The organism is Ferrovibrio xuzhouensis (assembly GCF_042648965.1).
Lineage (GTDB): Bacteria > Pseudomonadota > Alphaproteobacteria > Ferrovibrionales > Ferrovibrionaceae > Ferrovibrio > Ferrovibrio xuzhouensis.
On sequence record NZ_JBHRYJ010000002.1, the window covers coordinates 315,812 to 340,291 of the forward strand.

Genomic DNA, 24,480 nt, shown 5'->3' on the forward strand with positions numbered 1-24,480 from the left:
CATCCCTATGAAATATATACAGCGTTTCCTCGTTGCTCTGACCCTGAGCCTTGCGGCCTTTGCGGGGTCTGGCGCCCTGTCCGGCGCCCGCGCCGAGGACAAGGACCCGCGCCTGCAGGACATGGTGCTGGGCAAGGCCGATGCCCCGGTGACCATCATCGAATATGCCTCGATGACCTGCCCGCATTGCGCCCATTTCGCCGAGACGGTCCTGCCGGACCTCAAGAAGGATTACATCGACACCGGCAAGGTGAAGCTGATCTTCCGCGACTTCCCGCTCGACCAGATGGCCTATTTCGGCTCGGTGCTGGCGCGCTGCGCCGGCCCGACGAAGTATTTCACCTATCTCGACGTCATCTTCGCCCAGCAGGCGGCCTGGATCAGCAACGACCAGCAGACCACCATCAACAACCTGAAACAGATCGGCCGGCTCGGTGGTCTGCCTGCCGAACAGTTCGACAAGTGCCTCGCCGACAAGGCGATGGGCGAATACATCCTGAATTCCCGCCTCGAGGGGAACCAGAAGTTCAAGGTCAATTCGACGCCGACCCTGATCATCAATGGCGACGTCGAACCCGGCGTGCCGTCCTACGACGAGCTGCGCAAGAAGCTCGACAAGCTGGCCAAGTAAGGCCGGCCCGTCACCACGAAAGGTAAGTCCCCGTGCAGTTCACCAAGTTGCGCTTGTCCGGTTTCAAGTCCTTCGTCGAGCCGACGGATTTCATCATCCATCCCGGCCTGACCGGGGTCGTCGGGCCGAATGGCTGTGGCAAGTCGAACCTGGTGGAAGCGTTGCGCTGGGTGATGGGCGAGAATTCCGCCAAGCGGATGCGCGGTTCCGGCATGGACGACATGATCTTTGCCGGAACCGCGACGCGCCCTGCCCGCAACGTGGCGGAAGTGACGCTGACCTTGGACAACGCCACGCGGACGGCGCCGGCGGCCTTCAACGAGCAGGAAGTGCTCGAGATCACCCGCAAGATCGAGCGCGAGAAAGGCTCGGACTACGCGATCAACGGCAACGACGTGCGCATGCGCGACGTGCAGCTGCTGTTCGCCGATCTCGCGTCCGGCGCCAATTCGCCGGCCATGGTCAGCCAGGGCCGCGTCGGCGCGCTGATCAACGCCAAGCCGACCGACCGCCGCATGCTGCTGGAAGAGGCGGCCGGCATTTCCGGCCTGCATTCGCGCCGGCATGAGGCCGAACTGCGGCTGAAGGCGGCCGAGCAGAATCTGGAGCGCGTGGTCGATGTGATCGGCCAGCTCGACAACCAGTTGCAGTCGCTTAAACGACAGGCCCGCCAGGCCAGCCGCTACCGCAACATCGCCGGCCAGATCCGCAAGACCGAGGCGATCCTCTACCACCTCAAGCATGCCGCGCTGAAGCAGGCGCTGGCCGATGCCGAACACGCCCTGCAGGAAGCCGACCGCCAGGTCGCCGACCGCACCCTGCAGGTCTCGGAGGCGCACGAGGCCGAGCGCATCGCCGCCGAAGCCCTGCCGCCGCTGCGCCAGCACGAGGCCGAGGCCGGTGCCAGGCTGCATCGCCTGGCCGTGGCCCGCGACGGGCTCGATGCCGAGGAGGCGCGCGCCCGCGAGGCCGCCGAACAGATCCGCCAGCGGCTGGCCCAGATCGCCTCCGACAGCGACCGCGAGACCGCCCTGTCGCAGGAGGCCGAAGCCACCGTCGCCCGCCTCGATGCGGAAAACCAGGAACTGGAAACCCTGCGCGCCGGCGAGCCCGAGGCCCAGGCCGGTGCCGAGGCGGCCGTGGCCGAAGCCCAGGGCAAGGTCGAGGAACGCCAGGGCGAGCTCGACACGCTGACCGACCGCGCCGCCCAGGAACAGGCGAGCCGCGCCCGGCTGCGCCAGGCGATCGAAGACGCCGAACGCCGGCTGGCGCGGCTGAATGGCCGCATCGAGGAAATCACCGCCGAAGAGACCCGCCTCAGCGAGCGCACCGAAGCCGTCGCCGAGACCGAGGCGGCGAACAGCGAGGTCGAAGCCAGGCAACTCGCCATCGAGGAAGCCCGCGAGTTGCTGGAGATGACCGAGGCCGAGCAGACCGGCAAGGTCGATGCCGCGCGCCAGGCCTATGAGACCATCGAGGCCGAACAGGCCCGCCTGATCGAGGCCGCCCGGGCCGCCCTGGAAGCGGTCGAGGCCGAGCATGCGCAGAAGATCGAGGCCGTCCGTGCCACGCTTGCCAGCGTGCAGGCCGAACACGAGCAGAAGATCGAGGCGGCGCGCAGCGGCCTGAATGCCGTCGAAGGCGAGCATGCGCAGAAGATCGAGGTTGCCCGCGCCGGCCTGAACAGCGTCGAGGCCGAACATGGCGGCCGCATCGCCGAGGCCCGGCGCGGCGTCGAGACGGCGGAGGCGACCCGCGCCGAGGTCGGCGGCGCCGAGGAAGCCGCCCGTGATGCCTGGCAGGGTGTGCAGGGCGAATTGACCCGACTGAAGGCGGAAGAGGCCGGCCTCACCAAGCTGCTCAAGATCGACGAGAGCAACCTGTTCCCGCCGCTGATCGACCAGGTCAGCGTCGCACCGGGCTGGGAAAAGGCGCTCGGCGCCGCGCTGGCCGACGAACTGAACGCCGCCACCGACCGCAACGCGCCGATGCACTGGGATGCCTTGCCGCCGCTGACCGATGCGCCGGCGCTGCCGGCCGGCGTCACGCCGCTGGCGGCCCATGTCACCGGCCCCGCCGCGCTGCAGCGCCGCCTCAGCCAGATCGGCGTGGTCGCCGATGATGCCGATGGTGCGCGCCTGCGCGAGCAGCTGCGTCTCGGCCAGCGGCTGGTGTCGAAATCCGGTGCGCTGTGGCGCTGGGACGGCTTCACGGTGAAGGCCGGCGCGCCGACCTCGGCCTCGATCCGGCTGGAACAGCGCAACCGCCTCGCCGACCTGCGCGAGGAACTGCGCGGCCTCGAAGTCCGCCTCGCCGATGCGCAGGCCGCCTATGCCGAGGCCAAGCAGGCCACCGAAGCAGCCGCCCAGGCCGAGCGCAACGCCCGCCAGGCGGTGCAGGCCGCCGAAGACAGCCGCAACGAGGCGCGCCAGCAGGCGGCTGCCGTCGTGCAGACCGCCGAGCAGGCCCGCAACGAAGCGCGCCAGCAGGCCGCCGCTATTGTGCAGACGGCCGAACGGGCCGCCGCCGAGGCGCGCGACCATGCGGCCCAGGCGGTCGGTGTCGCCGAACGCGAACGCCAGTCCGCCCGCGACCGCGCCAACCAGGGCGTCGTTCAGGCCGAGCGCGAACGCCAGTCCGCCCGCGAGCGCGGCACCCAGGGCATCGCTGCCGCCGAACGCGACCGCCAGAGCGCGCGCGAGCAGGCCAGCCAGGCCCTCGCCCGTGCCGATCGCGAACTGGCCGTCGCCCGCGATCGCCAGGCCGAGCTGGTGCGCAAGGAAGCCGAGCGCCAGTCGCGGCTCGCCGCGCTGGCCGAACAGAAGCAGCAGACCGCAGCCGAGGCCGCCGAGACCGATGCGGCCCGGGTCGCCGAGACCGAGGCGCTGGCCGCCCTGCCGCCGGAAGAGGAAGTCCGCGGGCTGATCGCCATGGTGCGCGACGAGGTCAATGCGCTGCGCCAGGCGCTGGCCGAGCGCCGTGCCGCGCTGGAACAACTGCGCCGCGACGCCGAGGCGCGCGGCCGCCGGCTTGAGGCCATCGTCGTCGAACGCCGCAACGCGGCGGCGCGCAACGACAGCGCCGGCCAGCAGATCGCCCAGCTCGCGGCGCGGCGCGGCGAGGCCGAGACCGAACTGGCGAAGTTCGAGCAGATCCCGCTCGAGATCGAAGGCCGCCGCAGCGGCCTGCTGGATGAGCTCGCCAAGGCTGAGGCCGAGCGCCAGCTCGCCGCCGACCAGCTCGCCAATGCCGAAGCCGCGCAGCAGCTCGCCGCCCGCACCGCCCGCGAGATCGAGCAGATGCTGGCCAGCATCCGCGAGGAGCGCGTGCGGGCCCAGTCCGATCTCGAACACCAGCAGGTCAGCCTCGACGAACTGGCGATCCGCGTGCGCGAGACGCTCGACTGCACGCTCGATGCCGTGCTGCAGGCCGGCGAGGTCGGCGACGACGAGGACTTCCCGGAGCTGCCGCAGGTGGAGACCCGGCTCGAGCGGCTGCGCAAGGAGCGCGACAACATGGGTCCGGTCAACCTGCGCGCCGAGCTCGAGGCCAACGAGGTGGAAGAGAAGCTGACCACCCTGCAGACCGAGCAGACCGATCTGGTCGACGCCATCGAAAAGCTGCGCCAGGGCATCACCAGCCTGAACCGCGAGGGCCGCGAACGCCTGCTCGACGCCTTCGAGAAGGTGAACGGCCATTTCCAGAAACTGTTCGTCGAGGTGTTCGGCGGCGGCAAGGCGCATCTGCAACTCGTCGAATCCGACGACCCGCTGCAGGCCGGCCTCGAAATCTATGCCTCGCCGCCGGGCAAGCGGCTGCAGATCATGTCGCTGCTGTCGGGCGGCGAGCAGGCGCTGACCGCGCTGTCGCTGCTGTTCGCGGTGTTCCTCACCAACCCGGCGCCGATCTGCGTGCTCGACGAGGTGGACGCCCCGCTCGACGACGCCAACGTGGAGCGCCTGTGCAACCTGATGGAAGCGATGGCGCGGCAGACGGTGAATCTCGGCGAGGGCACCCGCTTCGTGGTGGTCACCCACCATCCGATCACCATGGCGCGCATGGACCGGCTGTTCGGCGTCACCATGGCCGAACGCGGCGTCTCGCAGCTGGTCTCGGTCGATCTCGCCGGCGCCGAAGCGATGAAGGCGACGGGGTAACCTGTCGCACAGCAGTCTCCAAAGGAACGTCGTGCCCGCGGAAGCGGGCATCCCGTTTCTGTGTCAGCAACGGGACCCCGGCGCGCGCTGACGCTTGGCCGGGGAGACGGCTGCATTCTGGACGTCTACTAAAGGCTTCCCACCGGGTGGAAGCCGAAGGTGCCGTCCATCATGGCGCCGCGAAAGTCGGTACCGGCGATCTTGGCGCGCGCCAGGTTGGCACCGCGCAGGTCGGTGCAGATCAGCCGTGCATGGTTGAGGTCGGCGCCGGCCAGGTTGGCACCGGCGAGATCGGCGCCGCTGAGGTCGCTGTCGGCGAGGTTGGCGCCGGCGAGATACAGGCCGCGCATCTCGGCGCGCATGCCGCGGGCACCGTTGCTCGCGATCCAGGCGGCATGGTCGGCGATAATGGCGCGCAACTCTTCGGGCGCCAGCGGCAGCGGCGCGGCGCCGCCGGCCTCGGCGATGGCATCGGCCATGCCTGGCGCGAGGTCGGCTAGCGCGAAACTGGCGCCGCGCAGGTCGGCGCCACGGAAGCTGACGCCATCCAGCCGGGCGAATGAAAAATTCGTGTCCTGAAGATTGGCCTTCTCGAAGGCGGCGTGTTCCAGCGAGGCGCCGCTGAACGAGGTGCCGGTGATGGTGGCGCCGCTCATGCGGGTGACGCGGGCCTCGCCGCCCTCGGGCCGGTAGGGGCCGAGCTGGGCCTCGTTGAAGCGCGTCTGGTGCAGCATGGCGCGGCTGAGGTCGGCGCCGCGCAGATCGGCGCGGGCGAAGTTGGCCGTCGAGAGGTCGGCGGCGCTGAGATCGCAGCCGGTCAGTTCGCTCTGGCTGAAATCCGCCTCGCGCAGATCCGAGCAGGACAGGCCGCAGAACCGCATCACCGCCCGGTGCAGGTTGCGCCGGCGCAGCATGATCGGGCCGAAGTCGGTGCGTTCGAGCTGCAGCTGGCGGCCGAGCCGCACCGAACCGCTCAGCGACATCACATAGCGGCCGTGCGACTCGATCATGTCGCCCAGGTGCGATGGCGCGGGGGAGTAGGCGGGCGATGACATCATGCGGACCGGGGGCCAGGCGCGGCCCGACAGCCGGGCCGGCCCGGGCAGAATGGGGCAGGCGGATTTTCGCTGTCAATCACTGGATGGGTTGCACAACCGCCGGCGGAAGACGGGTGGGCAGACGGCTGCCCAGAGCAGGCTGAATAACTGAGCAGGCGGGCCCTAGAGCAGGCCAATCCTAGAGCAGGCCAATCCTAGAGCAGGCCGGCGATCACCCGGTCGGGCGGCGCATGGCCGTCGGCGAAGGTCTTGATGTTGATGATGACCTTCTCGCCCATGTCGACGCGGCCTTCCAGGGTGGCCGAGCCCATATGCGGCAGCAGCAGCACGTTCTCGAGTTCCAGCAGCTTGGGGTTCACCGCCGGCTCGTGCTCGAACACGTCGAGGCCGGCGCCGGCGATCTCGCCCTTGCGCAGCTTGCGCACCAGGGCGTTCTCGTCGATCACTTCGCCGCGCGCGGTATTGACGATATAGGCCTGCGGCTGCAGCAGGTCGAGCCGGCGTGCCGACAGCAGATGGAAGGTCGCCGGCGTATGCGGGCAGTTGACCGAGATGATGTCCATGCGGGCCAGCATCTGGTCGAGGCTTTCCCAGTAGGTCGCCTCCAGCTCCTGCTCGACGCTCTCATGCACGCGCTTGCGGTTGTGGTAGTGGATCGACAGGCCGAAGGCCTTGGCGCGGCGGGCGACCGCCTGGCCGATGCGGCCCATGCCGATGATGCCGAGCCGCTTGCCCCAGATGCGCTTGCCGAGCATCCAGGTCGGCGACCAGCCCTCGAACTTGCCGGCCTGCAGCGCGTTGGCGCCCTCGACCAGCCGGCGCGGCACCGCCAGGATCAGCGCCATGGTCATGTCGGCAGTGTCTTCGGTCAGCACGCCGGGCGTGTTGGTGACGGTGATGCCGCGCTGGCGGGCGGCGGCCAGGTCGATATGGTCGACGCCGGTGCCGAAATTGGCGATCAGGCGGAAATTCGGGCTGGCATGGGCAAGGACGGCACCGTCGATGCGGTCGGTGATGGTCGGCACCAGCACGTCGGCGGTTTTCACCGCCTCGATCAGCTCGGGCTGCGACAGCGGTTTGTCGGCCACGTTGAGCCGGGTATCAAACAGCTCCATCATCCGGGTTTCGATCGGATCCGGCAGTTTCCGGGTCACAATCACCAGAGGGCGCTTCTTTGGCGTCGGCATGGCAGGCGTTTCCGGCTCCGCAGAGGATGGGGGCGTTGGCCCTCTCTAGCAGATCGACCCGACCGAGACAAACCTCGGCCGGGCCGAAATCGGCTGCCCCAGCGGAAACGGCAAATCTGCCGGGGGGATATGGTCCGTTCGCGTACGAACGGCCGTGATTACAACGGTTTAGCGATTAACGGACATACAGCGGCATATACTGGCGAATATTGCTCTCAAGCTCGCGGTCGACGTCCTGCATGGTCGCCTTGACCAGATCGTAGAGCAGCTTGTCGCGGTCGTTGAGCGTGGCCTTCTCGCCGATGGTGTTGGACCGCTTGGCCGAAGACGTGGCGGTGGCGATACGGAAGCCGCGGGCGTCGCGCAGTTCGACGGTCATGCCGACATCGACGGTGAAGCGGGCGACCTGGTCCTCGGTGAAGCTGCCCTTGATGCCCGGGGTCTTCTTCAGGTCCTCTTCGGTGACGCTGGCATTCTTGATCGTCACGGTGACGCGGTAGGGCTGGCTGTTGTCCAGCAGGATGCGGTCGCGCGCCCAGCGCTGGGCGACCAGCACCGGCGACTGCGGCACGGTCAGCTCGATATGCGGCGGCTGTGCCGAGGGCTGGTATTCCTGGATGGTCTCGACCGAGCTGGCGGCAAAGGTCAGTTTGGGTTCGTCGGCGAAGGTGATCTCGGGGAAGATCGGCTTTTCCGGTGCCGTGGAGCAGGCGGCCAGCAGGGCAGTGAAGCCCAGGGCCGCGGCGCCGCGCAAAACCTGGCGCCGGGCAACGGGGCTGCGAAATGCGGATTCAGGAAAAGCGGATGCGGAAAGAACGCGGCTGCGGGAGGGCAGGAGGTTCATGGCGGTTTCTCCTTGTTTTTCGGCGCCCAGATAGACGGGGAAATTGGGGCGGATTCAAGGCCCGGCCATGGCCAAAGCCGGGCATCCGGCGCTGCTCCGTGCCGGGACAACCCCGTGGCTGGGTCGCCGGCAGCCGTTACCGGGGTTGCTGGCGGCGGACCGCTTCGGCCGGGAAGTCGTAGGCCGCCGAACAGAACTGGCAGGTCACCGAGATGACGCCATCGACGGCCATCTCCTCGATCTCGTCGGGCGCGAAGGACGCGAGGATGCCGCGCACCTTGTCGGCCGAGCAGGTGCAGGCATTGTCGAGCGGCGCGGTGTCGAACACCCGCACGCCGTCTTCATGGAACAGCCGGTAGAGCAGGTCGTTATGCCCGAGCACCGGGTCGCTCAGTTCGGCTGGCGTGGCGGTCGACAGCAGGGCGGTCACCTTCTCCCAGGCCAGCTCGCGTTCCTCGGCCATCAGGCCGCCGGGCTGCAGCGGCAGTTGCTGCAGCAGGATGCCGCCGGCGCGCCAGTGTCGCCGGCCGGAGGCGTCCTTGCGATGGCTGGCGGCCAGCGCGACCCGGGCATTGAGCTGTTCCGACTGGGAAAAATAGGTATGGGCGGCCTCGGCCAGCGTCGAGCCCGACAGGTCGACGATGCCCTGGTAGCGTTCCATGTCGTCGCCGGCCGGGTCGATGGTAAAGGCTAGATGGCCCTTGCCGAGCAGCAGGGGCACGATGCCTGCGGTGCCGCCGGGGCCGAGCTGCAGGCCGTCGAGCTGTTCGGCGTCGAAACTGGCATAGCCGCGCAGGTGGCCCGGGGTGCGGCAGTCGGCGACCAGCAATGAGACCGGGCCATTGCCCTTGGCCTGCAGGGTGAAGGTGCCGTCGAATTTCAGCGCCGTGGCCATGGTGGCCGCCAGCGCCACCGCCTCGGCGACCAGCTGTGCCACCGGCTCGGGATAGGCATGCCGGCTCAGCAGGCGGTCAAGCGCCGGCCCCAGCCGCACCATGCGGCCGCGCACGTCGCACTGCTCGATCTGGAACGGCAGCGTCAGGTCATCGAAAATCGGATCGTTCACAACGGGACTATATAACCAGAGTCAGGCGCCGAAACACCAGGCGAGGATGGCTTTCTGCACATGCAGGCGATTTTCCGCCTCTTCAAAGACCACCGAGCGCGGCCCGTCGATCACCTCGGGCGTCACCTCCTCGCCGCGGTGGGCCGGCAGGCAATGCATAAAAATCGCGTCTTTCGCGGCTTTTCCGATCAGGGCGGCATTGACCTGGTAGGGGGCGAGGATTTTGTGCCGGCGCTCGGCATCTTTCATGCCCATCGACACCCAGGTGTCGGTGATGACGCAGGCGGCGTCCGAGACCGCCGCGGCCGGGTCCTCGGTGACGAAGATCTGGCCCTGGCGTTCGGCTGCCCAGGCCAGCACCTTTTTCTCGGGCGCCAGTTCGGCCGGGCAGGCGAGGTCGAGACGAAACCCGAATTGCACGGCGGCATGGATCAGCGAGGTCGCCATGTTGTTGCCGTCGCCGACCCAGGCAAGCTTGCGGCCGCGGATCGGGCCGGCCTTTTCCTCGAAGGTCATCACATCGGCCATCACCTGGCAGGGATGGCTGTCGTCGGTCAGGCCGTTGATGACCGGGACGCTGGCATTGGCGGCCAGTTCCAGCAGGTTTTTCGTCTTGCCGGTGCGCATCATGATGGCATCGACATTGGCCGACAGGATGCGCGCGGTATCGGCCACCGTCTCGCCGCGGCCGATCTGCAGGTCGTCGGCGCGCAGCACGATGGTCTCGCCGCCGAGCTGGCGCATGGCGCTGTCGAAGCTGAGCCGGGTGCGGGTCGACGGCTTCTCGAAGATCATCGCCAGAATCCGGTCGGCGGCCGGGTGGTCGGGTTCCACCGCGCCCTTCGGCTTGCCCTTGCGGCCGGCCTTCATGCGCGCGGCATGGTCGAGGATGCCGCGCAGCACGGCAGGCTCGAAGTCGCTGAGATCGAGGAAATGCCGGATGCCGGAAGCGGCCGCCGCGATATTGGCGACGGCGGCGGTCATGCCGCCGCTCCTGCCTTGCCCGCCGCACGCAGGCGCTGGCAGGCCGCCTCGAGGCGGTTGACGCCTTCGGCGAGGTCCTTTTCCGGGATGGTCAGCGGCGGCATCAGGCGCACGGTGTTGTCGCCGGCCAGCACGCCGAGCAGATGCTCCTCGCGCATCGCCGCGGCGACGTCGCTGTTCAGCGGCTTGCATTTCAGCGCCATCAGGAAACCCTGGCCGCGGATCTCCTCGACGATGTCGGGATAGCGGTCGGCCAGCATGGTCAACTGCTGCTTGAAATACGACGCCCGTGTCTGCACGCCGTCAAAGAAGCCGGGCTCCAGCATCACGTCGAGCACGGCATTGGCCGCCACCATCGCCATGATGTTGCCGCCGAAGGTGGTGCCATGGGTGCCGGGCGCCATGCCCGACGCCGCTTCCTCGGTGGCCAGCACGGCACCGACCGGGAAGCCGCCGCCCAAGCCCTTGGCCAGCGACATGATGTCCGGCGTGATGCCCGACCATTCATGGGCGAACAGCTTGCCGGTGCGGCCCATGCCGGTCTGGATTTCGTCGAGAATCAGCAGCAGGCCCTTGTCGTCGCACAGCTTGCGGATCGCCCGCATCATCTCGGGCTCCACCGTGCGGATGCCGCCTTCGCCCTGGATCGGCTCGATCATCACTGCCGCGGTCTCGCCGGTGATGGCCGCCTTCAGGGCGGCCAGGTCGAGCGGCACCTGGTCGAAGCCATTCACCTTCTCGCCGAAACCCTCAAGGTATTTCTTGTTGTTGGTCGCCGCCAGCATGGCAAGCGTGCGGCCGTGGAAGCAGCCCTCGAAAGTGATGATGCGCCATTTCTCAGGCTGGCCCTTCGACGCGAAATACTTGCGCGCGATCTTGACTGCACCCTCGTTCGCCTCGGCGCCCGAATTGCAGAAGAACGCCTTGTCGGCAAAGGAATTGGCGACCAGCCGGCTGGCCAGTTTCTCCTGCTCGGGCGACCTGAACAGGTTGGAGACATGCCACAGTTTCGCGGCCTGCTCCTGGATCGCCCGGACCAGATGCGGGTGGCTGTGGCCGAGCGCGGTCACCGCGATGCCGGAGCCGAAGTCGAGATAACGTCGACCGTCGGCGGTGTAGAGGTAAGGACCCTCGCCCCGCTCGAACGCGAGGTCCACCCTCGCGTAAGTCGACATCAATGCTTCGCTCACGACACGGCTCCTTCGATGCCGCACCCCGGACCATCCGGGGCGCATAAAATGATGACGCCAGCCCCGGCTTTTCGCTGGCCGGGCTGGCGGGAAGGCAGGACTCTAAGGGCCTGCAAACGCTTAGTCAATTCGGCCATTGTCAGCCGACAATGCCGCAGGGGAGGGCTGGCCGTTCCCGCCGGGGCGGTGCTAGTGTCTGGAAAACATCAGGAATTACCGGAGGAGCCGCCATGACCAGCCTGAGCTTCGAGACCACCCGACGGGTCTATTGCGAGCCCGGCGCCAGCACGAAACTGGGTGCCCTGATGGCCGAACTGGGCGCGACCCGGGTCATGCTGGTGACCGACCCCGGCGTCATGAAACTCGGCCTGCCGGACGCCGCGCTGGCCAGCCTGAAAGCCGCCGGCATCGCAGTGGTGATCTATGACAAGACCGAGGCCGACCCGCCCGAGCGGCTGGTGCATGATGCGGCGGCGGCGGCCCGGGCGCACAGGACCGATGGCGTCGTCGGTTTCGGCGGCGGCAGTTCGATGGACATCGCCAAGCTGGTCGCCCTGCTGGGCAACAGCGACCAGCCGCTCGCCGAGATGTACGGCATCGGCAACGCGAAAGGCCGGCGCCTGCCGCTGGTGCAGGTGCCGACCACGGCGGGTACCGGTTCGGAAGTCACCGGCATCTCGATCATCACCACCGGCGAGAGCGAGAAGAAGGGCGTGGTCTCGCCCCTGCTGCTGCCCGACATTGCCCTGCTGGATGCCGATCTCACGCTCGGGCTGCCGCGCGGCGTGACGGCGGCGACCGGCGTCGACGCCATGGTGCATGCGATCGAGGCCTATACCTCGAAGCACAAGAAAAACCCGATGTCGGATGCGCTGGCCCGCGAGGCCCTGCGGCAGCTGTCGAAGAATATCCGCATCGTCTGCAGCCCCGAGGGCGCGAAGGACCGCAACGCCCGGTCCGAGATGCTGCTCGGTGCCATGCTGGCCGGGATGAGCTTCGCCAATTCGCCGGTTGCCGCCGTGCATGCGCTGGCCTATCCGGTGGGCGGGCATTTCCATGTGCCGCATGGCCTGTCGAATGCCCTGATGCTGCCTCATGTGCTGCGCTTCAACCTCGAGGTCGAGACCGCCGCCGCGCAATATGCCGAGCTGGCGCCGATCCTGCTGTCGAGCAAGAGTTTCGCTTCGGCATCGGCGGGTGCCGGAGCGTTGCTGGCAGAGCTTGAGGCCATTATCGACGACGTGAAGCTGGAAAAGCAGCTGCGACAGGTCGGCATCAGCCACAACCACCTGCCGATGCTGGCCAAGGATGCGATGAACCAGCAGCGCCTGCTGGTCAACAACCCGCGCGAGATCGGCTACGACGATGCGCTCAGGATCTACGAACAGGCCCTATGAACCAGCAGACTGCGAAAGACCCGAAGACGGAAACCCGCGCCGATTATCGCCACAGCCTGATGATTCCGGTGCGGCTCGGCGATGTCGACGTCTACCAGCATGTCAACAACGTGATCTACTACTCGTATTTCGACACGCTGGTGAACGACTACATGATCCGCTTCGGCGGCCTCGACATGGTGAACGATCCGGTGATCGGCCTGGTGGTCGAGACCGCCTGCCGCTTCCACCAGTCGATCAATTTCCCCGAAACCGTCGAGGCCTGCCTGCGCACCGCGAAGCTCGGCAATTCCTCGGTGCGGCACGAGATCGGCCTGTTCCGCGACGGCCAGCAGCATCCCGCCGCCACCGGGCATTTCGTGCATGTCTTCGTCGCGCGCGGCGTACAGAAGCCGGTACCGATCCCGCCTGCCATCCGTGCCGCGCTGGAGAAGCTGCTGGTCTAGGGGCGGCCTGGGGCCTGCGTCACCGGCCTGCGTCTATTCTTCGCGACATTCGTTGCTCCAGTTGTAGATGACCGGATACTGCTTGCCGCGAAAGACCTCGTATTCGCCCTGCGTGACAACGCGCAGGCATTGCTTGCCGCGGCGATAATAGAATTCGCAGTAACAGGCCCCCTGGGTGCAGAGGCCGACTTCGACATAGCCTGCCTCGTACAGCACATGGGCTTCGCTGTAGTAACCCATGGATGTGTTGTCGTTCATGTCTTCATGTGTGGGGTCCAGCTTCCATCCTTGCCGGAGCAATTCGGGCCGGACTTTCGAGAATTCCCGCCCCTTTACGAGGGAACTTTTCTTCGTCGGCGCCGCCATCGCCTGCTGCTGTGTGAGCAGGCAGGCCAGCAGTAGCAGTATCGCGGCAGTGATGCGGCGCATGTCGAACATGCTGGTCTTCCTGCAGTTTCGTTGCATCAGCGCAGCTCCTGGAGCCTTTTGTTGTACTGATCGACAATCGGTTGCAGCGGGCGGGTATGACTGGTCATGCTTTCCCCGTTTGCTCTCTTTGGAAAGGCATCCCACTGATTGCCGGCAACCAGTATAGCGCCTTCGATGTCGCCACGCTGCAATCGCGCGATTGCATTTGTGTCTTTCATGCCGTTCAGGTCGGTCGTTCTCAGCAGATGCAAGGCGGCCATATCCTGTGAGGCAGGCGAGAAATCCGGCAGGCCGAGTTCCCTGGCCATCCTGGCCCAGGTCTCGGGGATAAACTGGTATGCGCCGGCGGCCTTGCTGTCACTGCCGCTGACATTCGGGTGCTGCGTATAGTCGTCGAACCGCTGGCCGCCGTTGATGACATTGTATCGGCCGCTGCTTTCCCGGCTGGCCAGCGTATCGAGGAAGGCCTGCACGCGGGGATCATCCAGCAGGTCGCCAACGATGGCGCGGTTCTGCGCAATCTGCGCCTCGCTGGGTCGTTTCGTGCCGGCGGCCGGTCGAGTGCCGGCCGGTGCGCCGGTGCGGGCCTGGTCGGCCAGGGTGACGATGCCGGATGACGAGGCCGCGGATTCATCGCCGGCCCGCTGTCCGTGTTGGGCATGGAAGCGATCGACCTCCTCTGGCGTTGCCGCGGCATGGCCGTCGAAGCGCGGCCCAATGGCATCCTTCAGGTGCCGCATTGTCTCACCTTCGCCATTCGCGCCGATGCCGCTGTCCGGCAAGGGCAGCAGGATGCCATCGGCCGCGAGGCCATTGTCCTTCTGCAGGCGGGTGATGCCGGCGAAAAGATCGGAACTGGGCCAGCCGGTCGGCACACCGGGTGCGGGCAGGTCGAGATAGCCGGTGTTGGCCAGCAGGGTCTGGGCCTTGATGACGTCGGCGCGATCATTGGCTCCGTTGCGGCCGACGGGGCCGGACAGCCAAAAGAGATCGGACTCTTCCGACGCGCGGGCGTTTTCCATGACGGATTCTCGATGGGGAAGGGCTTGATTTTATGTACACTATTTGTTCTCTTACGTCAAGAGTGATTCCGGTGCGGAACTGGCAGGCCGGTTGTGACGGGGAGGCCTACGGCTGCAGGCGGTAGCCACGGCGCAGCAGGGCGTAGGTCAGCAGCCAGAGCGCCGCCGCGGTCACCGCCAGCACGGCGGCGCCGAGCAGCGGATTGCCGTCGGTATGGCCGATCATGCCGAAGCGGATGCCGTCGATCATGTAGAAGAACGGATCGGCATGGGCGACACCGTACCAGAAGGGCGGCAGGCGCTGCACTGAGTAGAAGGTGCCCGACAGGAAGGCGAGCGGGGTGACGACGAAATTGGTCACCGCCGCCAGATGGTCGAATTTTTCGCTCCACAGGCCGGCGAGGATGCCGGTCAGGCTGAGGATCAGCGAGCCGCAGAGCACGAAGTAGATCGTCGCCACCCAGGACTGCACGCCGAAATCGGCGAACGGCCACATGGCGAGGCCGACAGCGGTCGCCACCACCACGCCGCGGGTCACCCCGGCCATGGCATAGGCGAACAGGAATTCGCCGGCCGAGATCGGCGGCATCAGCATGTCGATGATGTTGCCCTGGATCTTCGAGATCATGATCGAGGACGAGGTATTGGCGAAGGCATTCTGCGTGGTGGCCATCATGATCAGGCCCGGCGCCAGGAAGGTGATGAAAGGCAGGTCGTCGACATGCCGGGTATTGCCGCCGAGCGCCAGCGCGAAGACGGCAAAGAACAGCAGGGTGGTCACCACCGGCGCCAGCACGGTCTGGGTGATCACCTTCAGGAAGCGCTGGACCTCCTTGTGGTACAGCGTCCACAGGCCGAGCCAGTTGACCGGGCCATACTGCCGCAACGCGACCGGGGCATGGCCGCTCTCGGCGGGACGGATGGCATTGTTCTGCATGGGAAATTCCGGTTCCGGCGCCGCAGGGCGGCTTGTTTGGGCGTCTACATAGCGCGTAAGCTGCCGGAATGCAAAATCCCACCGCCGATTCCGTGACGGCCGCCGCGCCGGACTGGCTGCAGGCTCTGCTGGCCGGCGAGCGGGCGGCGCTGGCCCGCGCCATCACGGCGGTAGAAAACGAGACGCCGGAGGCGCGCGCCGTGCTGCAGGGCATCCGTGGCCGGCTTGGCCGGGCGCTGGTGGTCGGTTTCACCGGTGCGCCTGGCGCGGGCAAGTCGACGCTGGTCTCGGCCTATGTCGATGTGCTGCGCCGGCGCGATCTCACTGTTGGTGTCGTCGCCGTCGATCCCTCCAGTCCGCTCACCGGCGGCGCCATCCTCGGCGACCGCATCCGCATGACGCGGCATTCCGGCGATGCCGGCGTGTTCATCCGCAGCCTTGCCAGCCGCGGCCATCTCGGCGGCCTGTCGCGCACGGCGGCCCGCGTGATCGACGTCTTCGACGCCTCGGGCCGCGACGTGGTGGTGGTCGAGACGGTCGGCACCGGCCAGTCGGAGGTCGAGGTGGCGGAGATCGCCGATGTCCGCGTGGTGGTGAACGCGCCGGGACTGGGCGACGACGTGCAGGCGATCAAGGCCGGTATCCTCGAGATCGCCGACGTGCTGGTGATCAACAAGGCCGACCTGCCGTTTGCCGAACGTTCGGCGCGCCAGCTCGCCGCCATGTCGGCCCAGCGCAGCGGCCAGCCGGTGCCGGTGCTGCAGACGAGCGCCAGTTCCGGCCAGGGCGTCGAGGAGCTGGCCGACGCCATCGCCGCCATCGGCCGGCGCAAGCGGCCGGACCCGCGCGCCCGCACCCGCCGGCTGCTGCAGACCCTGGCGCTGGATGCCGTCCGCCGCCGGCTGGCCGGCCTGCCCGACGCGGCCGTCGACGCGCTGGCCGACGATGTGCTATCCGGCGCCCTGGATACCGAAACCGCGCTGCGGCGCATGATGGACCTGCTTCAGGAAGACCCGTCCCGATGAGCGAAGTTCTTAAGCGCGAAGCCCGCATCTGCCAGCCGATCCTCGACCTGCCCGGGTCGCGCATCCGCGTCGTCACCCGCGCCTCGGCCGATATTCCGGACATGATCAAGCTGTGGTTTGGCGAGGGCGACGAGCCGACGCCGGAATTTATCCGTGAGGGTGCCAAGGCTGCGCTCGATCGGGGTGAGACTTTTTATGCCGCCAATCGCGGCATACCGCCGCTGATGAAGGCAATCCACGATTATATGCTGCGGGCCTACGGCGCCGAGATCGGCCCCGACCGCATCGTGACAACCGCCTCGGGCATGAACGCCATCATGATCACCGTGCAATGCCTGATCGAGCCGGGCGACAGCGCCGTGGTGATCGGCCCGATCTGGCCGAACGGCCGCTCGGCGATCCGCGCCATGGGTGGCGAGCCGCGCGACGTCTTCCTGCAGCCGCAGGAAGACGGGCGCTGGACGCTCGACATGCAGCAGCTGTTCGATGCCTGCGACGACACCACCCGGCTGATCATGATCAACAGCCCCGGCAATCCGACCGGCTGGGTCGCCAGCGCCGAGGAGCTGAAGACGATCCTCGATTTCGCCCGCGAGCGCGGCATCTGGATCCTGTCCGACGAAGTCTACGGCCGCATTATCTATGGTCCGGCCACCCATGCGCCGAGTTATTACACGCTGGCCCAGCCGGAAGATCCGGTGGTGATCATCAATTCGTTTTCCAAAAGCTGGTCGATGACCGGTTGGCGGCTCGGCTGGATCGTGGCGCCGCCGCGGCTGTGTGCCGCGGTCGAAAAGATGACCGAGTTCAATATCTCGCACCCGACTACCTTCGTGCAGTGGGGCGGTGTGACCGCGCTGAACGATGGCGATGCCTATATAGAGGGGCTGGTCGAGCGTTACGAGCGCGCCGCCGATCTGGTCTACCAGGCGCTGGCGCCGTTGCCACGCGTGCGGCTGGCCAAGCCGGAGGGTGCCTTCTACGCCTTCTTCTCGCTGGATGGCGTGACCGACAGCCTGCAGACCTGCATCGACCTCGCCCGCAAGGCGCGGGTCGGCATGGCGCCGGGCATTGCCTTCGGCCCTGCTGGCGAGGGTCGCATCCGGCTGTGCTACGCGGCTTCGCTGCCCAAACTGTCGGAAGCCATGGAGCGCCTGATTCCGCATCTGAAATAGAAAACGAAAACATCCGGGAGGAAAATTGAGAACCATATACGAGACGGACGAGCATGTGGCGCTGCGCGAGCAGGTCGCCCGCTTCGTCGACAACGAGGTCCGCCCGCATGGGGCCGCCTGGGAAGAAACCGGCATGGTGCCGCGCGCCGTGCTGCGCCAGATGGGCGCACTTGGCTTTTTCGGCATCCGCTATCCGGAAACCTATGGCGGCAGCGAGCAGGGCCAGATCGCGTCCGCGATCCTGGCCGAGGAATGCGGCCTGTCCGGCTTCGGTGGCTTTTCTGCCACCGTGCTGGTGCATACCGACATGGCCTCGCCGCATCTCGCTCATGCCGGCAATGCGCAGCAGCTCGACCGCTGGTTCGCCAAGGTCATCGCCGGTGAACTGATCACTGCCGTGGCCGTCACCGAACCCGATGCCGGCTCGGACGTGGCCGCCATTCGCACCCGGGCGCGCCGCGACGGCGATGCCTATGTGCTGAACGGCAGCAAGATGTTCATTACCAACGGCGTGCATGCCGACCTGTATTTCGTGGCGGCCAAGACCGACCCGGAAGCGAAAGGCTCGCGGGCGATCTCGATCTTTGCCGTCGAGAAAGGCACGCCGGGGTTCAGCGTCGGCCGCAGCCTGAAGAAGCATGGCTGGCTGTGCTCGGACACGGCGGAGCTGGTGTTCGACAATTGCCGCGTGCCGGCAGAGAACCGCCTCGGCGACGAGAATCGCGGCTTCTACGCCATCATGCGCAATTTCCAGAACGAGCGCCTCGTGCTGGGCGCCATGGCAGTCGGCGAATGCCGCCGCGCGCTGCAGATCACCCGCGAATACGTGACGACCCGCAAGGCCTTCGGCGGCGTACTGGCCGACAAGCAGGCAATCCGCCAGCGCCTGTCGATGCTGGAAGCGCGCACCGAGGCCGCCCGCCAGCTCGTCTACCACGCCGCCTGGCTGGCCGAGCAGGGGGGAGACGCCGTCCGCGAGGTCTCGATGGTCAAGGCGCTCTGCGGCGAACTGGTCAATGCCGTCACCTATGACTGCGTGCAGTTCCATGGCGGTGCCGGTTATCTGCGTGACAGCGAGATCGAGCGCATGGCCCGCGACGCCCGTATCCATCCGATCGGCGGCGGCGCCACCGAGGTCATGCTGGAGGAAATCGCCAAGCGCTGGCCGGCCTGAAATCGCAGCCTGACGTTTACGGCAGGCTGCCGTTACGGAAGGCCGCTGCGGAAGGTTTGCGCCGCAAAATATTTGGCGCTAGCGTGCCGGCCAGACCGGTATAACGGAGGAAACCAGAATGCGTGAAGCCGTCATCGTCTCCACCGCCCGCACCCCGATCGGCAAGGCCTATCGCGGCGCTTTCAACAACACCGACGCCGCCAGCCTTGGCGGCCATGCGATCCGCGAAGCGGTGAAGCGCGCCGGCGTCGAGCCGGGCGAGATCGATGATGTGGTGATGGGCGCCGCCCTGCAGCAGGGCGCCACCGCGAGCAACATCGCGCGCAACTGCGCCGTGGCCGCCGGCCTGCCGGTATCGGTCGCCGGCATGAGCGTCGACCGCCAGTGCGCCTCGGGCCTGATGGCGATTGCCACCGCGGCCAAGCAGGTGATCCATGACAATGTACCTGTGGCAGTGGGGGGTGGCCTCGAATCGATCTCGCTGGTGCAGAACGAGTATATGAACACCTTCCGCGCCCGCGATGCTTGGCTGATGGAACACAAGCCGGACATCTACATGGCGATGATCGACACCGCCGAGGTGGTGGCCAAGCGCTATGGCATCAGCCGCGAGGCGCAGGACGAATATGCGCTCGAAAGCCAGAAGCGCACCGCCATCGCCCAGCAGGCCGGCAAGTTCGACGACGAGATCGTGCCGATGCCGACCAAGATGGCGGTGGTCAACAAGGAGACCAAGGAGGTCTCCTACAAGGACATCGCGCTCGTCAAGGACGAGGGCAACCGGCCGGAAACCAATGCGGAAGGTCTCGCGTCGCTGCAGCCGGTGCGCGGTCCCGGCAAGTTCATCACCGCCGGCAACGCCAGCCAGCTTTCCGATGGCGCCTCGGCCAGCGTGGTGATGGAAGCCAGGCTCGCCGAGAAGCGTGGCCTGCAGCCGCTCGGCTATTACCGCGGCATGGCGGTGGCGGGCTGCGAGCCCGACGAGATGGGCATCGGTCCGATCTACGCCGTGCCCAAGCTGCTGCAGCGCTTCGGGCTCAAGATGGACGACATCGGCCTGTGGGAGCTGAACGAGGCTTTCGCCGTGCAGGTGCTGTACTGCCGCGACAAGCTCGGCATCCCGAATGAACTGCTCAACGTCAACGGCGGCGCCATCTCGATCGGCCATCCTTACGGCATGTCGGGCGCGCGCATGACCGGCCATGCCCTGATCGAGGGCAAGCGCCGCGGCGCCAAGTATGTGGTGGTGACCATGTGCATCGGTGGCGGCCAGGGCGGCGCCGGCCTCTTTGAAGTGGCTTAACGCTGCGAGGTCGCCTGACGCCTCAGCGCCGGGCGAGCCGGGTCAGCAACAGGTCCGCTGTCTCGCCGCGCCGGTAGCAGACCACGGCATACTGGCCATACGTCTCGCCGAGACGTATGGCCTTTTCCGTTTCGAGGTCGAGTACCGCGAAGCCCGGTTCCGGCTGCCAGTGCGGATTGTCGGGGATGCCGGTATGGGCGAGCGCGTGCAGGCCGCGGGCGGCGAGATCGCGCTTCAGCCGCAGGTGCGCCGCCATGTTGCGGGCGGCCGGCAGGCGGCGGCTCAGCGGGTTCCAGGCATTCAGGCAGCACAGTGACGCGGCGCCGAGCTGCCGCAGCAGGCGGTCGGTCGCAGGGCTGTGGCTGCCCAGCCGCAGGCCGAGCAGCGTGCCGTCGGGCCCCGTCACGCCATAGGTGGTCGCCGCATAGCCGCGCAGCGTCGCATTGGAAATCATGCGGCGGTGATTACGGCATCTCGGCCGCGGCCAGCGCCTGGCGCAGTTCCAGCGTGCCGCGGTTGGAGACGGCATTCTCGTAAAGGATGGCGCGCGGATGCGCCTGCTTGCCGTAATAGGCTGCATTGCGGCTGTGCCGCGCGCTGATCACCGCGCCCTCGATGGAGATGCCGGCGGCGAGGCCCTTGACCTTTGAATAGGACAAGATGTCGGCGCCGAGATTGGTGGTGGTCGCCGCCTCGATGCCGGCACCGACCGGTCCGGCCGCGACCGAGGCGTCGGCGCCGAGCTTGAACTCGTTGCGCAGGATCGCCTCCACGGCCTTGTCGGACATCAGCAGCAGCATCACTTCGGACGCCTCGCCGCCGATTTGCAGGCCGATCGAGCCGGCGCCCATGGTGTAGATGGCGGGTTCGCTCCAGCCGGTCTGCGTCTTGGCCAGCAGGACGCCCGAGCCGCCTTCGCCGCCGATGATGAAACTGGCTTTCAGCAGTTGCGGCACGATGAACACGCCCTTGGCGCGGGCCAGCTTGCGGCGCATGTCGGTAAACTGGGTGTCACCGGTGAAATCCTGCACGGTGATGCGGGCCTCGTCGACCAGGCCCTGATCGCTGGTTGCGGCCAGGGCGGTGGCGTTCGGGGTGGCGAGGCCCAGCAGGGCGATGCTGGAACCGGCGGCGGCAGTCAGGAGCAGGCTGCGACGGGTATGCATGGCGATCTCCGGGCGGGCTGGTTGGCAAAGTCTCAACAGCAAGATATTGCTTCCCGCCTCCGCATGCAGCATCTACATGCGGGGCAGGGCGGGTTGTCGGCAGTCCAGCCAACCCTTAAACTGTGGCGGCTTTGTGAAACGGAGGCGGCATGTCGAAGTCGAAGGAGACGGCCGAAGGCGCGGCAGAGGCGATTCCGGCCGATATTGCGGCGATGAGCTTCGAGGCCGCGCTGAAGGCGCTGGACGAAATCGTCTCCAAGCTGGAAAGCGGCCGCGTCGACCTTGAGGAATCGATCGCCCTCTATGGTCGCGGCGCCCTGCTGCGGCGCCATTGCGAGGCCAAGCTGAAGGCGGCCGAGGAAAAGATCGAGAAAATCGTCGTCGGCGCCGACGGCCAGCCCGCCACCCAGCCCTTCAAGGCGGCCGACTGACATGACCGAATCGTCGCCCGCGCTGGCGGCAGCGAGGGACGAGGTGGCGGCGGCCGTCGAGACCATGCTCGACCGCCTGCTGCCGCAGCCCGAAGGCTCTACTGCCAGGCTCGACGAGGCCATGCGCTATGCCTGCCTTGGCGGCGGCAAGCGCTTCCGGCCCTTCCTGACGGTCGCCTGCGGCGACCTGTTCGGCGTACCGCGCCCCCGCAGCCTGCGCGCCGGGGCCGCCATCGAGATGCTGCACGGCTATTCGCTGGTGCATGACGACCTGCCCTGCATGGACGACGACGACCTGCGCCGCGGCCGGCCGACCGTGCACCGCGCCTTCGACGAGGCGACCGCCGTGCTGGCCGGCGACGGGCTGCAGGCCGAGGCTTTTGCCGTGCTGGCCGATCCGGCGACCCACCCGGACCCGGGTGTGCGGGCCGAACTGGTGGCCGGATTGGCCGCTGCGGCCGGGGCCCGGGGCATGGTCGGCGGCCAGGCCATCGATCTGGCCGCCGAGGTGCGGACCGCCGCCGGCCGGCCGCTGGATTACGCCGAGATTGCCGGCCTGCAGGCACTGAAAACCGGTGCCCTGATCCGCTTTGCTGCCGAGGCCGGGGCGGTTCTCGGCCAGGCACTCCTCGAAGAAAAGGCGGTTTTGCGCGATTATGCCGCCGAAATGGGGCTTGCTTTCCAGATCGCCGACGACATCCTTGACCATGAGGGCACGGTCGCCGAACTCGGCAAGGCGATCGGCAAGGATGCCGGTGCCGGCAAGGCCACCTTCGTCAGCCTGCTGGGGCTGGAGGAGGCCCGGGCCAAGGCACGGGCGTTAACCACTTCGGCCCAGGCCCGGCTGGACCGTTTTGGCCCCCCGGCGGCTGTTTTGCAGGCGCTGGCAGAGTTTGTTATAACCCGCCGCTCGTGAGACGATCGGGTCTGAAATGATCAGTAACCGCACACCCCTGCTGGACACGGTGCGGACGCCGGCGGATATCCGGCAGTTCGATATCGACCAGCTCAAACAGCTCGCTGACGAAGTGCGTCGCGAGATGATCGATGCCGTGTCGGTGACCGGCGGTCATCTCGGCGCCGGCCTCGGCGTGGTCGAGCTGACGGTGGCGGTGCATCACGTCTTCGCCACGCCGGACGACAGGCTGATCTGGGATGTCGGCCACCAGGCCTATCCGCACAAGATCCTGACCGGCCGGCGCGACCGCATGCGCACCCTGCGGCAGGGCGGCGGCCTCAGCGGCTTCACCCGGCGCAGCGAAAGCGAATACGACCCCTTCGGCGCCGCGCATTCCTCGACCTCGATTTCCGCCGGCCTCGGCATGGCGGTGGCCCGCGACCTCAAGGGCGGCACGAACAACGTCATCTGCGTGATCGGCGACGGCGCCATGTCGGCCGGCATGGCCTATGAGGCCATGAACAACGCCGGCTCGACCGATTCGCGGCTGATCGTCATCCTCAACGACAACGATATGTCGATTGCGCCGCCGGTTGGCGCCATGAGCGCCTATCTGTCGCGGCTGCTGTCCTCGCGCTCCTATATGGGGCTGCGCCAGCTCGCCAAGCAGCTCGGCCAGAAGATCCTGCCGCGCGGCCTCGCCTCGGCGGCCGAGAAGGCCGAGGAATATGCCCGCGGCATGGTCACCGGCGGCACCCTGTTCGAGGAGCTCGGCTTCTATTACGTCGGCCCGGTCGACGGCCACAACCTCGAACATCTCGTGCCGGTGCTGAAGAACATCCGCGACAACGACAAGTCCGGCCCGGTGCTGATCCATGCCGTCACCCAAAAAGGCAAAGGCTACGCGCCGGCTGAGGCGGCCGACGACAAGTATCACGGCGTCGCCAAGTTCGATGTGGTCACCGGCGCCCAGGCCAAGCCGAAAGCCGGACCGCCGAGCTACACCAAGGTGTTCGCCCAGAGCCTGATCGCCGAGGCCGAACATGACGACAAGATCGTCGCCATCACCGCCGCGATGCCGTCGGGCACCGGGCTCGATCTGTTCGCCAGGCGCTTCCCGGATCGCTGTTTCGACGTCGGCATCGCCGAGCAGCATGCGGTGACCTTTGCCGCCGGCATGGCCTGCGAGGGCTACAAGCCGTTTGCCGCGATCTATTCGACCTTCCTGCAGCGCGCCTATGACCAGGTCGTGCATGACGTGGCGATCCAGAAGCTGCCGGTGCGCTTCGCCATCGACCGCGCCGGTCTGGTCGGTGCCGACGGCGCCACCCATGCCGGCAGTTTCGACATCGCCTATCTCGGCTGCCTGCCCGATATGGTGCTGATGGCGGCCGCCGACGAGGTCGAACTGATGCATATGGTGGCGACCGCCGCCGCCATCGACGACCGGCCCTCGGCCTTCCGCTATCCGCGCGGCGAGGGGCTCGGCCTTGTGCTGCCCGAACGGGGCAGCGTGCTGCCGCTCGGCAAGGGCCGCATCCTGCGCGAGGGCGGTTCGATCGCCATCCTGTCATTCGGCGCGCGGCTGGCCGAGGCGCTCAAGGCCGCCGAGGATCTCGGCGCCCATGGCCTGCCGGCAACGGTGGCCGATGCGCGGTTTGCAAAACCGCTCGATACCGATCTGATCCGCCAGCTGGCCCGCCACCACGAGGTGCTGATCACCATCGAGGAAGGCTCGGTCGGCGGCTTCGGCAGCCAGGTGATGCAGTTCCTCGCCATGGAAGGTCTGCTCGATCACGGGCTGAAGGTGCGGCCGATGGTGCTGCCCGACAGCTTCATCGACCATGACAGCCCGGCGAAGCAGTATGATGTGGCGGGGTTGAACGCACCGCAGATCGTCGCCATGGCAATGTCGGCACTCGGCCGCGCCCACGAACTCACCGCCCGCGCCTAAGCAGGA

22 protein-coding genes are annotated in these 24,480 nt (G+C 67.2%); 11 read left to right on the forward strand and 11 right to left on the reverse strand.

Features of this window, described 5'->3' with window-relative positions:
• Nucleotides 1-7 precede the first annotated feature (7 nt).
• Together ACFOOQ_RS11625 and ACFOOQ_RS11630 are read left to right on the forward strand one after the other, a co-directional pair.
• The gene (locus ACFOOQ_RS11625) at nt 8-631 is read left to right on the forward strand and encodes a DsbA family protein (protein ID WP_379726354.1); all 624 of its coding nucleotides are present in this window, start codon (nt 8-10) and stop codon (nt 629-631) included.
• A 32-nt stretch (nt 632-663) separates the two neighbouring features.
• The gene (locus ACFOOQ_RS11630) at nt 664-4,788 is read left to right on the forward strand and encodes an AAA family ATPase (RefSeq protein ID WP_379726357.1); all 4,125 of its coding nucleotides are present in this window, start codon (nt 664-666) and stop codon (nt 4,786-4,788) included.
• 128 nt (nt 4,789-4,916) lie between these two features.
• Here the strand turns inward: ACFOOQ_RS11630 and ACFOOQ_RS11635 are convergent, their stop codons facing one another.
• The 6 genes from ACFOOQ_RS11635 to ACFOOQ_RS11660 all read right to left on the reverse strand — a co-directional run bounded on the left by ACFOOQ_RS11635 (nt 4,917) and on the right by ACFOOQ_RS11660 (nt 11,117).
• A complete protein-coding gene (locus tag ACFOOQ_RS11635) occupies nt 4,917-5,798 on the reverse strand; it encodes a pentapeptide repeat-containing protein (RefSeq protein WP_379726360.1) in 882 nt (293 codons plus the stop codon).
• Nucleotides 5,799-6,040: 242 nt separating this feature from the next.
• Nucleotides 6,041-7,033, reverse strand: a complete 993-nt coding sequence (locus ACFOOQ_RS11640) for a 2-hydroxyacid dehydrogenase (protein WP_379726363.1) — start codon at nt 7,031-7,033, stop codon at nt 6,041-6,043.
• Between the two features lie 175 nt (nt 7,034-7,208).
• The gene (locus tag ACFOOQ_RS11645) at nt 7,209-7,877 is read right to left on the reverse strand and encodes a hypothetical protein (protein ID WP_379726366.1); all 669 of its coding nucleotides are present in this window, start codon (nt 7,875-7,877) and stop codon (nt 7,209-7,211) included.
• A 136-nt stretch (nt 7,878-8,013) separates the two neighbouring features.
• Nucleotides 8,014-8,943 carry an Hsp33 family molecular chaperone gene (locus ACFOOQ_RS11650; RefSeq protein WP_379726369.1) on the reverse strand — a complete coding sequence of 310 codons (930 nt, stop codon included), beginning with the start codon at nt 8,941-8,943 and terminating at the stop codon, nt 8,014-8,016.
• 21 nt (nt 8,944-8,964) lie between these two features.
• A complete protein-coding gene (gene argF, locus ACFOOQ_RS11655; protein ID WP_379726372.1) occupies nt 8,965-9,927 on the reverse strand; it encodes an ornithine carbamoyltransferase in 963 nt (320 codons plus the stop codon).
• Entirely contained in the window at nt 9,924-11,117 is a 1,194-nt protein-coding gene (locus ACFOOQ_RS11660; protein ID WP_379726375.1) for an aspartate aminotransferase family protein, read from the reverse strand. The genes argF and ACFOOQ_RS11660 overlap by 4 nt, the downstream gene beginning before the upstream one ends.
• A gap of 230 nt (nt 11,118-11,347) precedes the next feature.
• Here ACFOOQ_RS11660 and ACFOOQ_RS11665 point away from each other — a divergent pair, with 230 nt between their 5' ends.
• Nucleotides 11,348-12,514, forward strand: coding sequence for an iron-containing alcohol dehydrogenase (locus ACFOOQ_RS11665; protein WP_379726378.1), 1,167 nt, complete (start codon nt 11,348-11,350; stop codon nt 12,512-12,514).
• Nucleotides 12,511-12,960, forward strand: a complete 450-nt coding sequence (locus ACFOOQ_RS11670; protein WP_379726381.1) for an acyl-CoA thioesterase — start codon at nt 12,511-12,513, stop codon at nt 12,958-12,960. Before ACFOOQ_RS11665 ends, ACFOOQ_RS11670 begins: the two co-directional genes overlap by 4 nt.
• Nucleotides 12,961-12,993: 33 nt before the next feature.
• On the opposite strand, the gene ACFOOQ_RS11675 is transcribed toward ACFOOQ_RS11670, so the two are convergent.
• From ACFOOQ_RS11675 to ACFOOQ_RS11685, 3 genes are all read right to left on the reverse strand, one after another.
• On the reverse strand, nt 12,994-13,398 hold the full coding sequence (locus tag ACFOOQ_RS11675) for a hypothetical protein (protein ID WP_379726384.1): 405 nt from the start codon (nt 13,396-13,398) through the stop codon (nt 12,994-12,996).
• A gap of 26 nt (nt 13,399-13,424) precedes the next feature.
• Nucleotides 13,425-14,411, reverse strand: coding sequence for a peptidoglycan-binding protein (locus ACFOOQ_RS11680; RefSeq protein WP_379726387.1), 987 nt, complete (start codon nt 14,409-14,411; stop codon nt 13,425-13,427).
• Between the two features lie 106 nt (nt 14,412-14,517).
• Nucleotides 14,518-15,348, reverse strand: a complete 831-nt coding sequence (locus ACFOOQ_RS11685; protein ID WP_379726390.1) for an ABC transporter permease — start codon at nt 15,346-15,348, stop codon at nt 14,518-14,520.
• Between the two features lie 68 nt (nt 15,349-15,416).
• Between ACFOOQ_RS11685 and meaB the strand changes: the two genes are divergently transcribed.
• The 4 genes from meaB to ACFOOQ_RS11705 all read left to right on the forward strand — a co-directional run bounded on the left by meaB (nt 15,417) and on the right by ACFOOQ_RS11705 (nt 20,025).
• Nucleotides 15,417-16,373: a methylmalonyl Co-A mutase-associated GTPase MeaB gene (gene meaB, locus ACFOOQ_RS11690; RefSeq protein ID WP_379726393.1), complete on the forward strand. Its 957-nt coding sequence runs from the start codon at nt 15,417-15,419 to the stop codon at nt 16,371-16,373.
• On the forward strand, nt 16,370-17,548 hold the full coding sequence (locus ACFOOQ_RS11695) for a pyridoxal phosphate-dependent aminotransferase (RefSeq protein ID WP_379726396.1): 1,179 nt from the start codon (nt 16,370-16,372) through the stop codon (nt 17,546-17,548). The genes meaB and ACFOOQ_RS11695 overlap by 4 nt, the downstream gene beginning before the upstream one ends.
• 25 nt (nt 17,549-17,573) lie before the next feature.
• Complete coding sequence (locus ACFOOQ_RS11700; protein WP_379726399.1) at nt 17,574-18,722, forward strand: acyl-CoA dehydrogenase family protein; 1,149 nt, start codon at nt 17,574-17,576, stop codon at nt 18,720-18,722.
• A 118-nt stretch (nt 18,723-18,840) separates the two neighbouring features.
• Entirely contained in the window at nt 18,841-20,025 is a 1,185-nt protein-coding gene (locus tag ACFOOQ_RS11705) for an acetyl-CoA C-acyltransferase (RefSeq protein ID WP_379726402.1), read from the forward strand.
• A gap of 22 nt (nt 20,026-20,047) precedes the next feature.
• Here ACFOOQ_RS11705 and ACFOOQ_RS11710 read toward each other — a convergent pair whose 3' ends face one another.
• Nucleotides 20,048-20,479 (reverse strand): DUF3293 domain-containing protein, encoded by a 432-nt coding sequence (locus ACFOOQ_RS11710; RefSeq protein ID WP_379726405.1) that lies wholly within the window; start codon nt 20,477-20,479, stop codon nt 20,048-20,050.
• 10 nt (nt 20,480-20,489) lie between these two features.
• The gene (locus ACFOOQ_RS11715) at nt 20,490-21,191 is read right to left on the reverse strand and encodes a lipid-binding SYLF domain-containing protein (protein ID WP_379726408.1); all 702 of its coding nucleotides are present in this window, start codon (nt 21,189-21,191) and stop codon (nt 20,490-20,492) included.
• Nucleotides 21,192-21,340: 149 nt separating this feature from the next.
• Between ACFOOQ_RS11715 and ACFOOQ_RS11720 the strand changes: the two genes are divergently transcribed.
• The 3 genes from ACFOOQ_RS11720 to dxs are packed head-to-tail and all read left to right on the forward strand — an operon-like array spanning nt 21,341 to nt 24,474.
• Nucleotides 21,341-21,622 (forward strand): exodeoxyribonuclease VII small subunit, encoded by a 282-nt coding sequence (locus tag ACFOOQ_RS11720; RefSeq protein WP_379726411.1) that lies wholly within the window; start codon nt 21,341-21,343, stop codon nt 21,620-21,622.
• A 1-nt stretch (nt 21,623) separates the two neighbouring features.
• Complete coding sequence (locus tag ACFOOQ_RS11725) at nt 21,624-22,538, forward strand: polyprenyl synthetase family protein (protein WP_379726414.1); 915 nt, start codon at nt 21,624-21,626, stop codon at nt 22,536-22,538.
• Nucleotides 22,539-22,554: 16 nt separating this feature from the next.
• Nucleotides 22,555-24,474, forward strand: coding sequence for a 1-deoxy-D-xylulose-5-phosphate synthase (gene dxs, locus ACFOOQ_RS11730; RefSeq protein WP_379726417.1), 1,920 nt, complete (start codon nt 22,555-22,557; stop codon nt 24,472-24,474).
• Nucleotides 24,475-24,480 lie beyond the last annotated feature (6 nt).

What these genes read in the sequence shown, in the direction of transcription:
- ACFOOQ_RS11705 (WP_379726402.1), top strand. Translation starts at nt 18,841, where the DNA reads ATGCGTGAAGCCGTCATCGTCTCCACCGCCCGCACCCCGATCGGCAAG.
- argF (WP_379726372.1), bottom strand. Translation starts at nt 9,927, where the DNA reads ATGACCGCCGCCGTCGCCAATATCGCGGCGGCCGCTTCCGGCATCCGG.
- ACFOOQ_RS11710 (WP_379726405.1), bottom strand. Translation starts at nt 20,479, where the DNA reads ATGATTTCCAATGCGACGCTGCGCGGCTATGCGGCGACCACCTATGGC.
- ACFOOQ_RS11695 (WP_379726396.1), top strand. Translation starts at nt 16,370, where the DNA reads ATGAGCGAAGTTCTTAAGCGCGAAGCCCGCATCTGCCAGCCGATCCTC.
- ACFOOQ_RS11720 (WP_379726411.1), top strand. Translation starts at nt 21,341, where the DNA reads ATGTCGAAGTCGAAGGAGACGGCCGAAGGCGCGGCAGAGGCGATTCCG.
- ACFOOQ_RS11670 (WP_379726381.1), top strand. Translation starts at nt 12,511, where the DNA reads ATGAACCAGCAGACTGCGAAAGACCCGAAGACGGAAACCCGCGCCGAT.
- ACFOOQ_RS11685 (WP_379726390.1), bottom strand. Translation starts at nt 15,348, where the DNA reads ATGCAGAACAATGCCATCCGTCCCGCCGAGAGCGGCCATGCCCCGGTC.
- ACFOOQ_RS11640 (WP_379726363.1), bottom strand. Translation starts at nt 7,033, where the DNA reads ATGCCGACGCCAAAGAAGCGCCCTCTGGTGATTGTGACCCGGAAACTG.
- meaB (WP_379726393.1), top strand. Translation starts at nt 15,417, where the DNA reads ATGCAAAATCCCACCGCCGATTCCGTGACGGCCGCCGCGCCGGACTGG.
- ACFOOQ_RS11645 (WP_379726366.1), bottom strand. Translation starts at nt 7,877, where the DNA reads ATGAACCTCCTGCCCTCCCGCAGCCGCGTTCTTTCCGCATCCGCTTTT.
- ACFOOQ_RS11715 (WP_379726408.1), bottom strand. Translation starts at nt 21,191, where the DNA reads ATGCATACCCGTCGCAGCCTGCTCCTGACTGCCGCCGCCGGTTCCAGC.
- ACFOOQ_RS11625 (WP_379726354.1), top strand. Translation starts at nt 8, where the DNA reads ATGAAATATATACAGCGTTTCCTCGTTGCTCTGACCCTGAGCCTTGCG.
- dxs (WP_379726417.1), top strand. Translation starts at nt 22,555, where the DNA reads ATGATCAGTAACCGCACACCCCTGCTGGACACGGTGCGGACGCCGGCG.
- ACFOOQ_RS11665 (WP_379726378.1), top strand. Translation starts at nt 11,348, where the DNA reads ATGACCAGCCTGAGCTTCGAGACCACCCGACGGGTCTATTGCGAGCCC.
- ACFOOQ_RS11680 (WP_379726387.1), bottom strand. Translation starts at nt 14,411, where the DNA reads ATGGAAAACGCCCGCGCGTCGGAAGAGTCCGATCTCTTTTGGCTGTCC.
- ACFOOQ_RS11675 (WP_379726384.1), bottom strand. Translation starts at nt 13,398, where the DNA reads ATGTTCGACATGCGCCGCATCACTGCCGCGATACTGCTACTGCTGGCC.
- ACFOOQ_RS11725 (WP_379726414.1), top strand. Translation starts at nt 21,624, where the DNA reads ATGACCGAATCGTCGCCCGCGCTGGCGGCAGCGAGGGACGAGGTGGCG.
- ACFOOQ_RS11635 (WP_379726360.1), bottom strand. Translation starts at nt 5,798, where the DNA reads ATGATCGAGTCGCACGGCCGCTATGTGATGTCGCTGAGCGGTTCGGTG.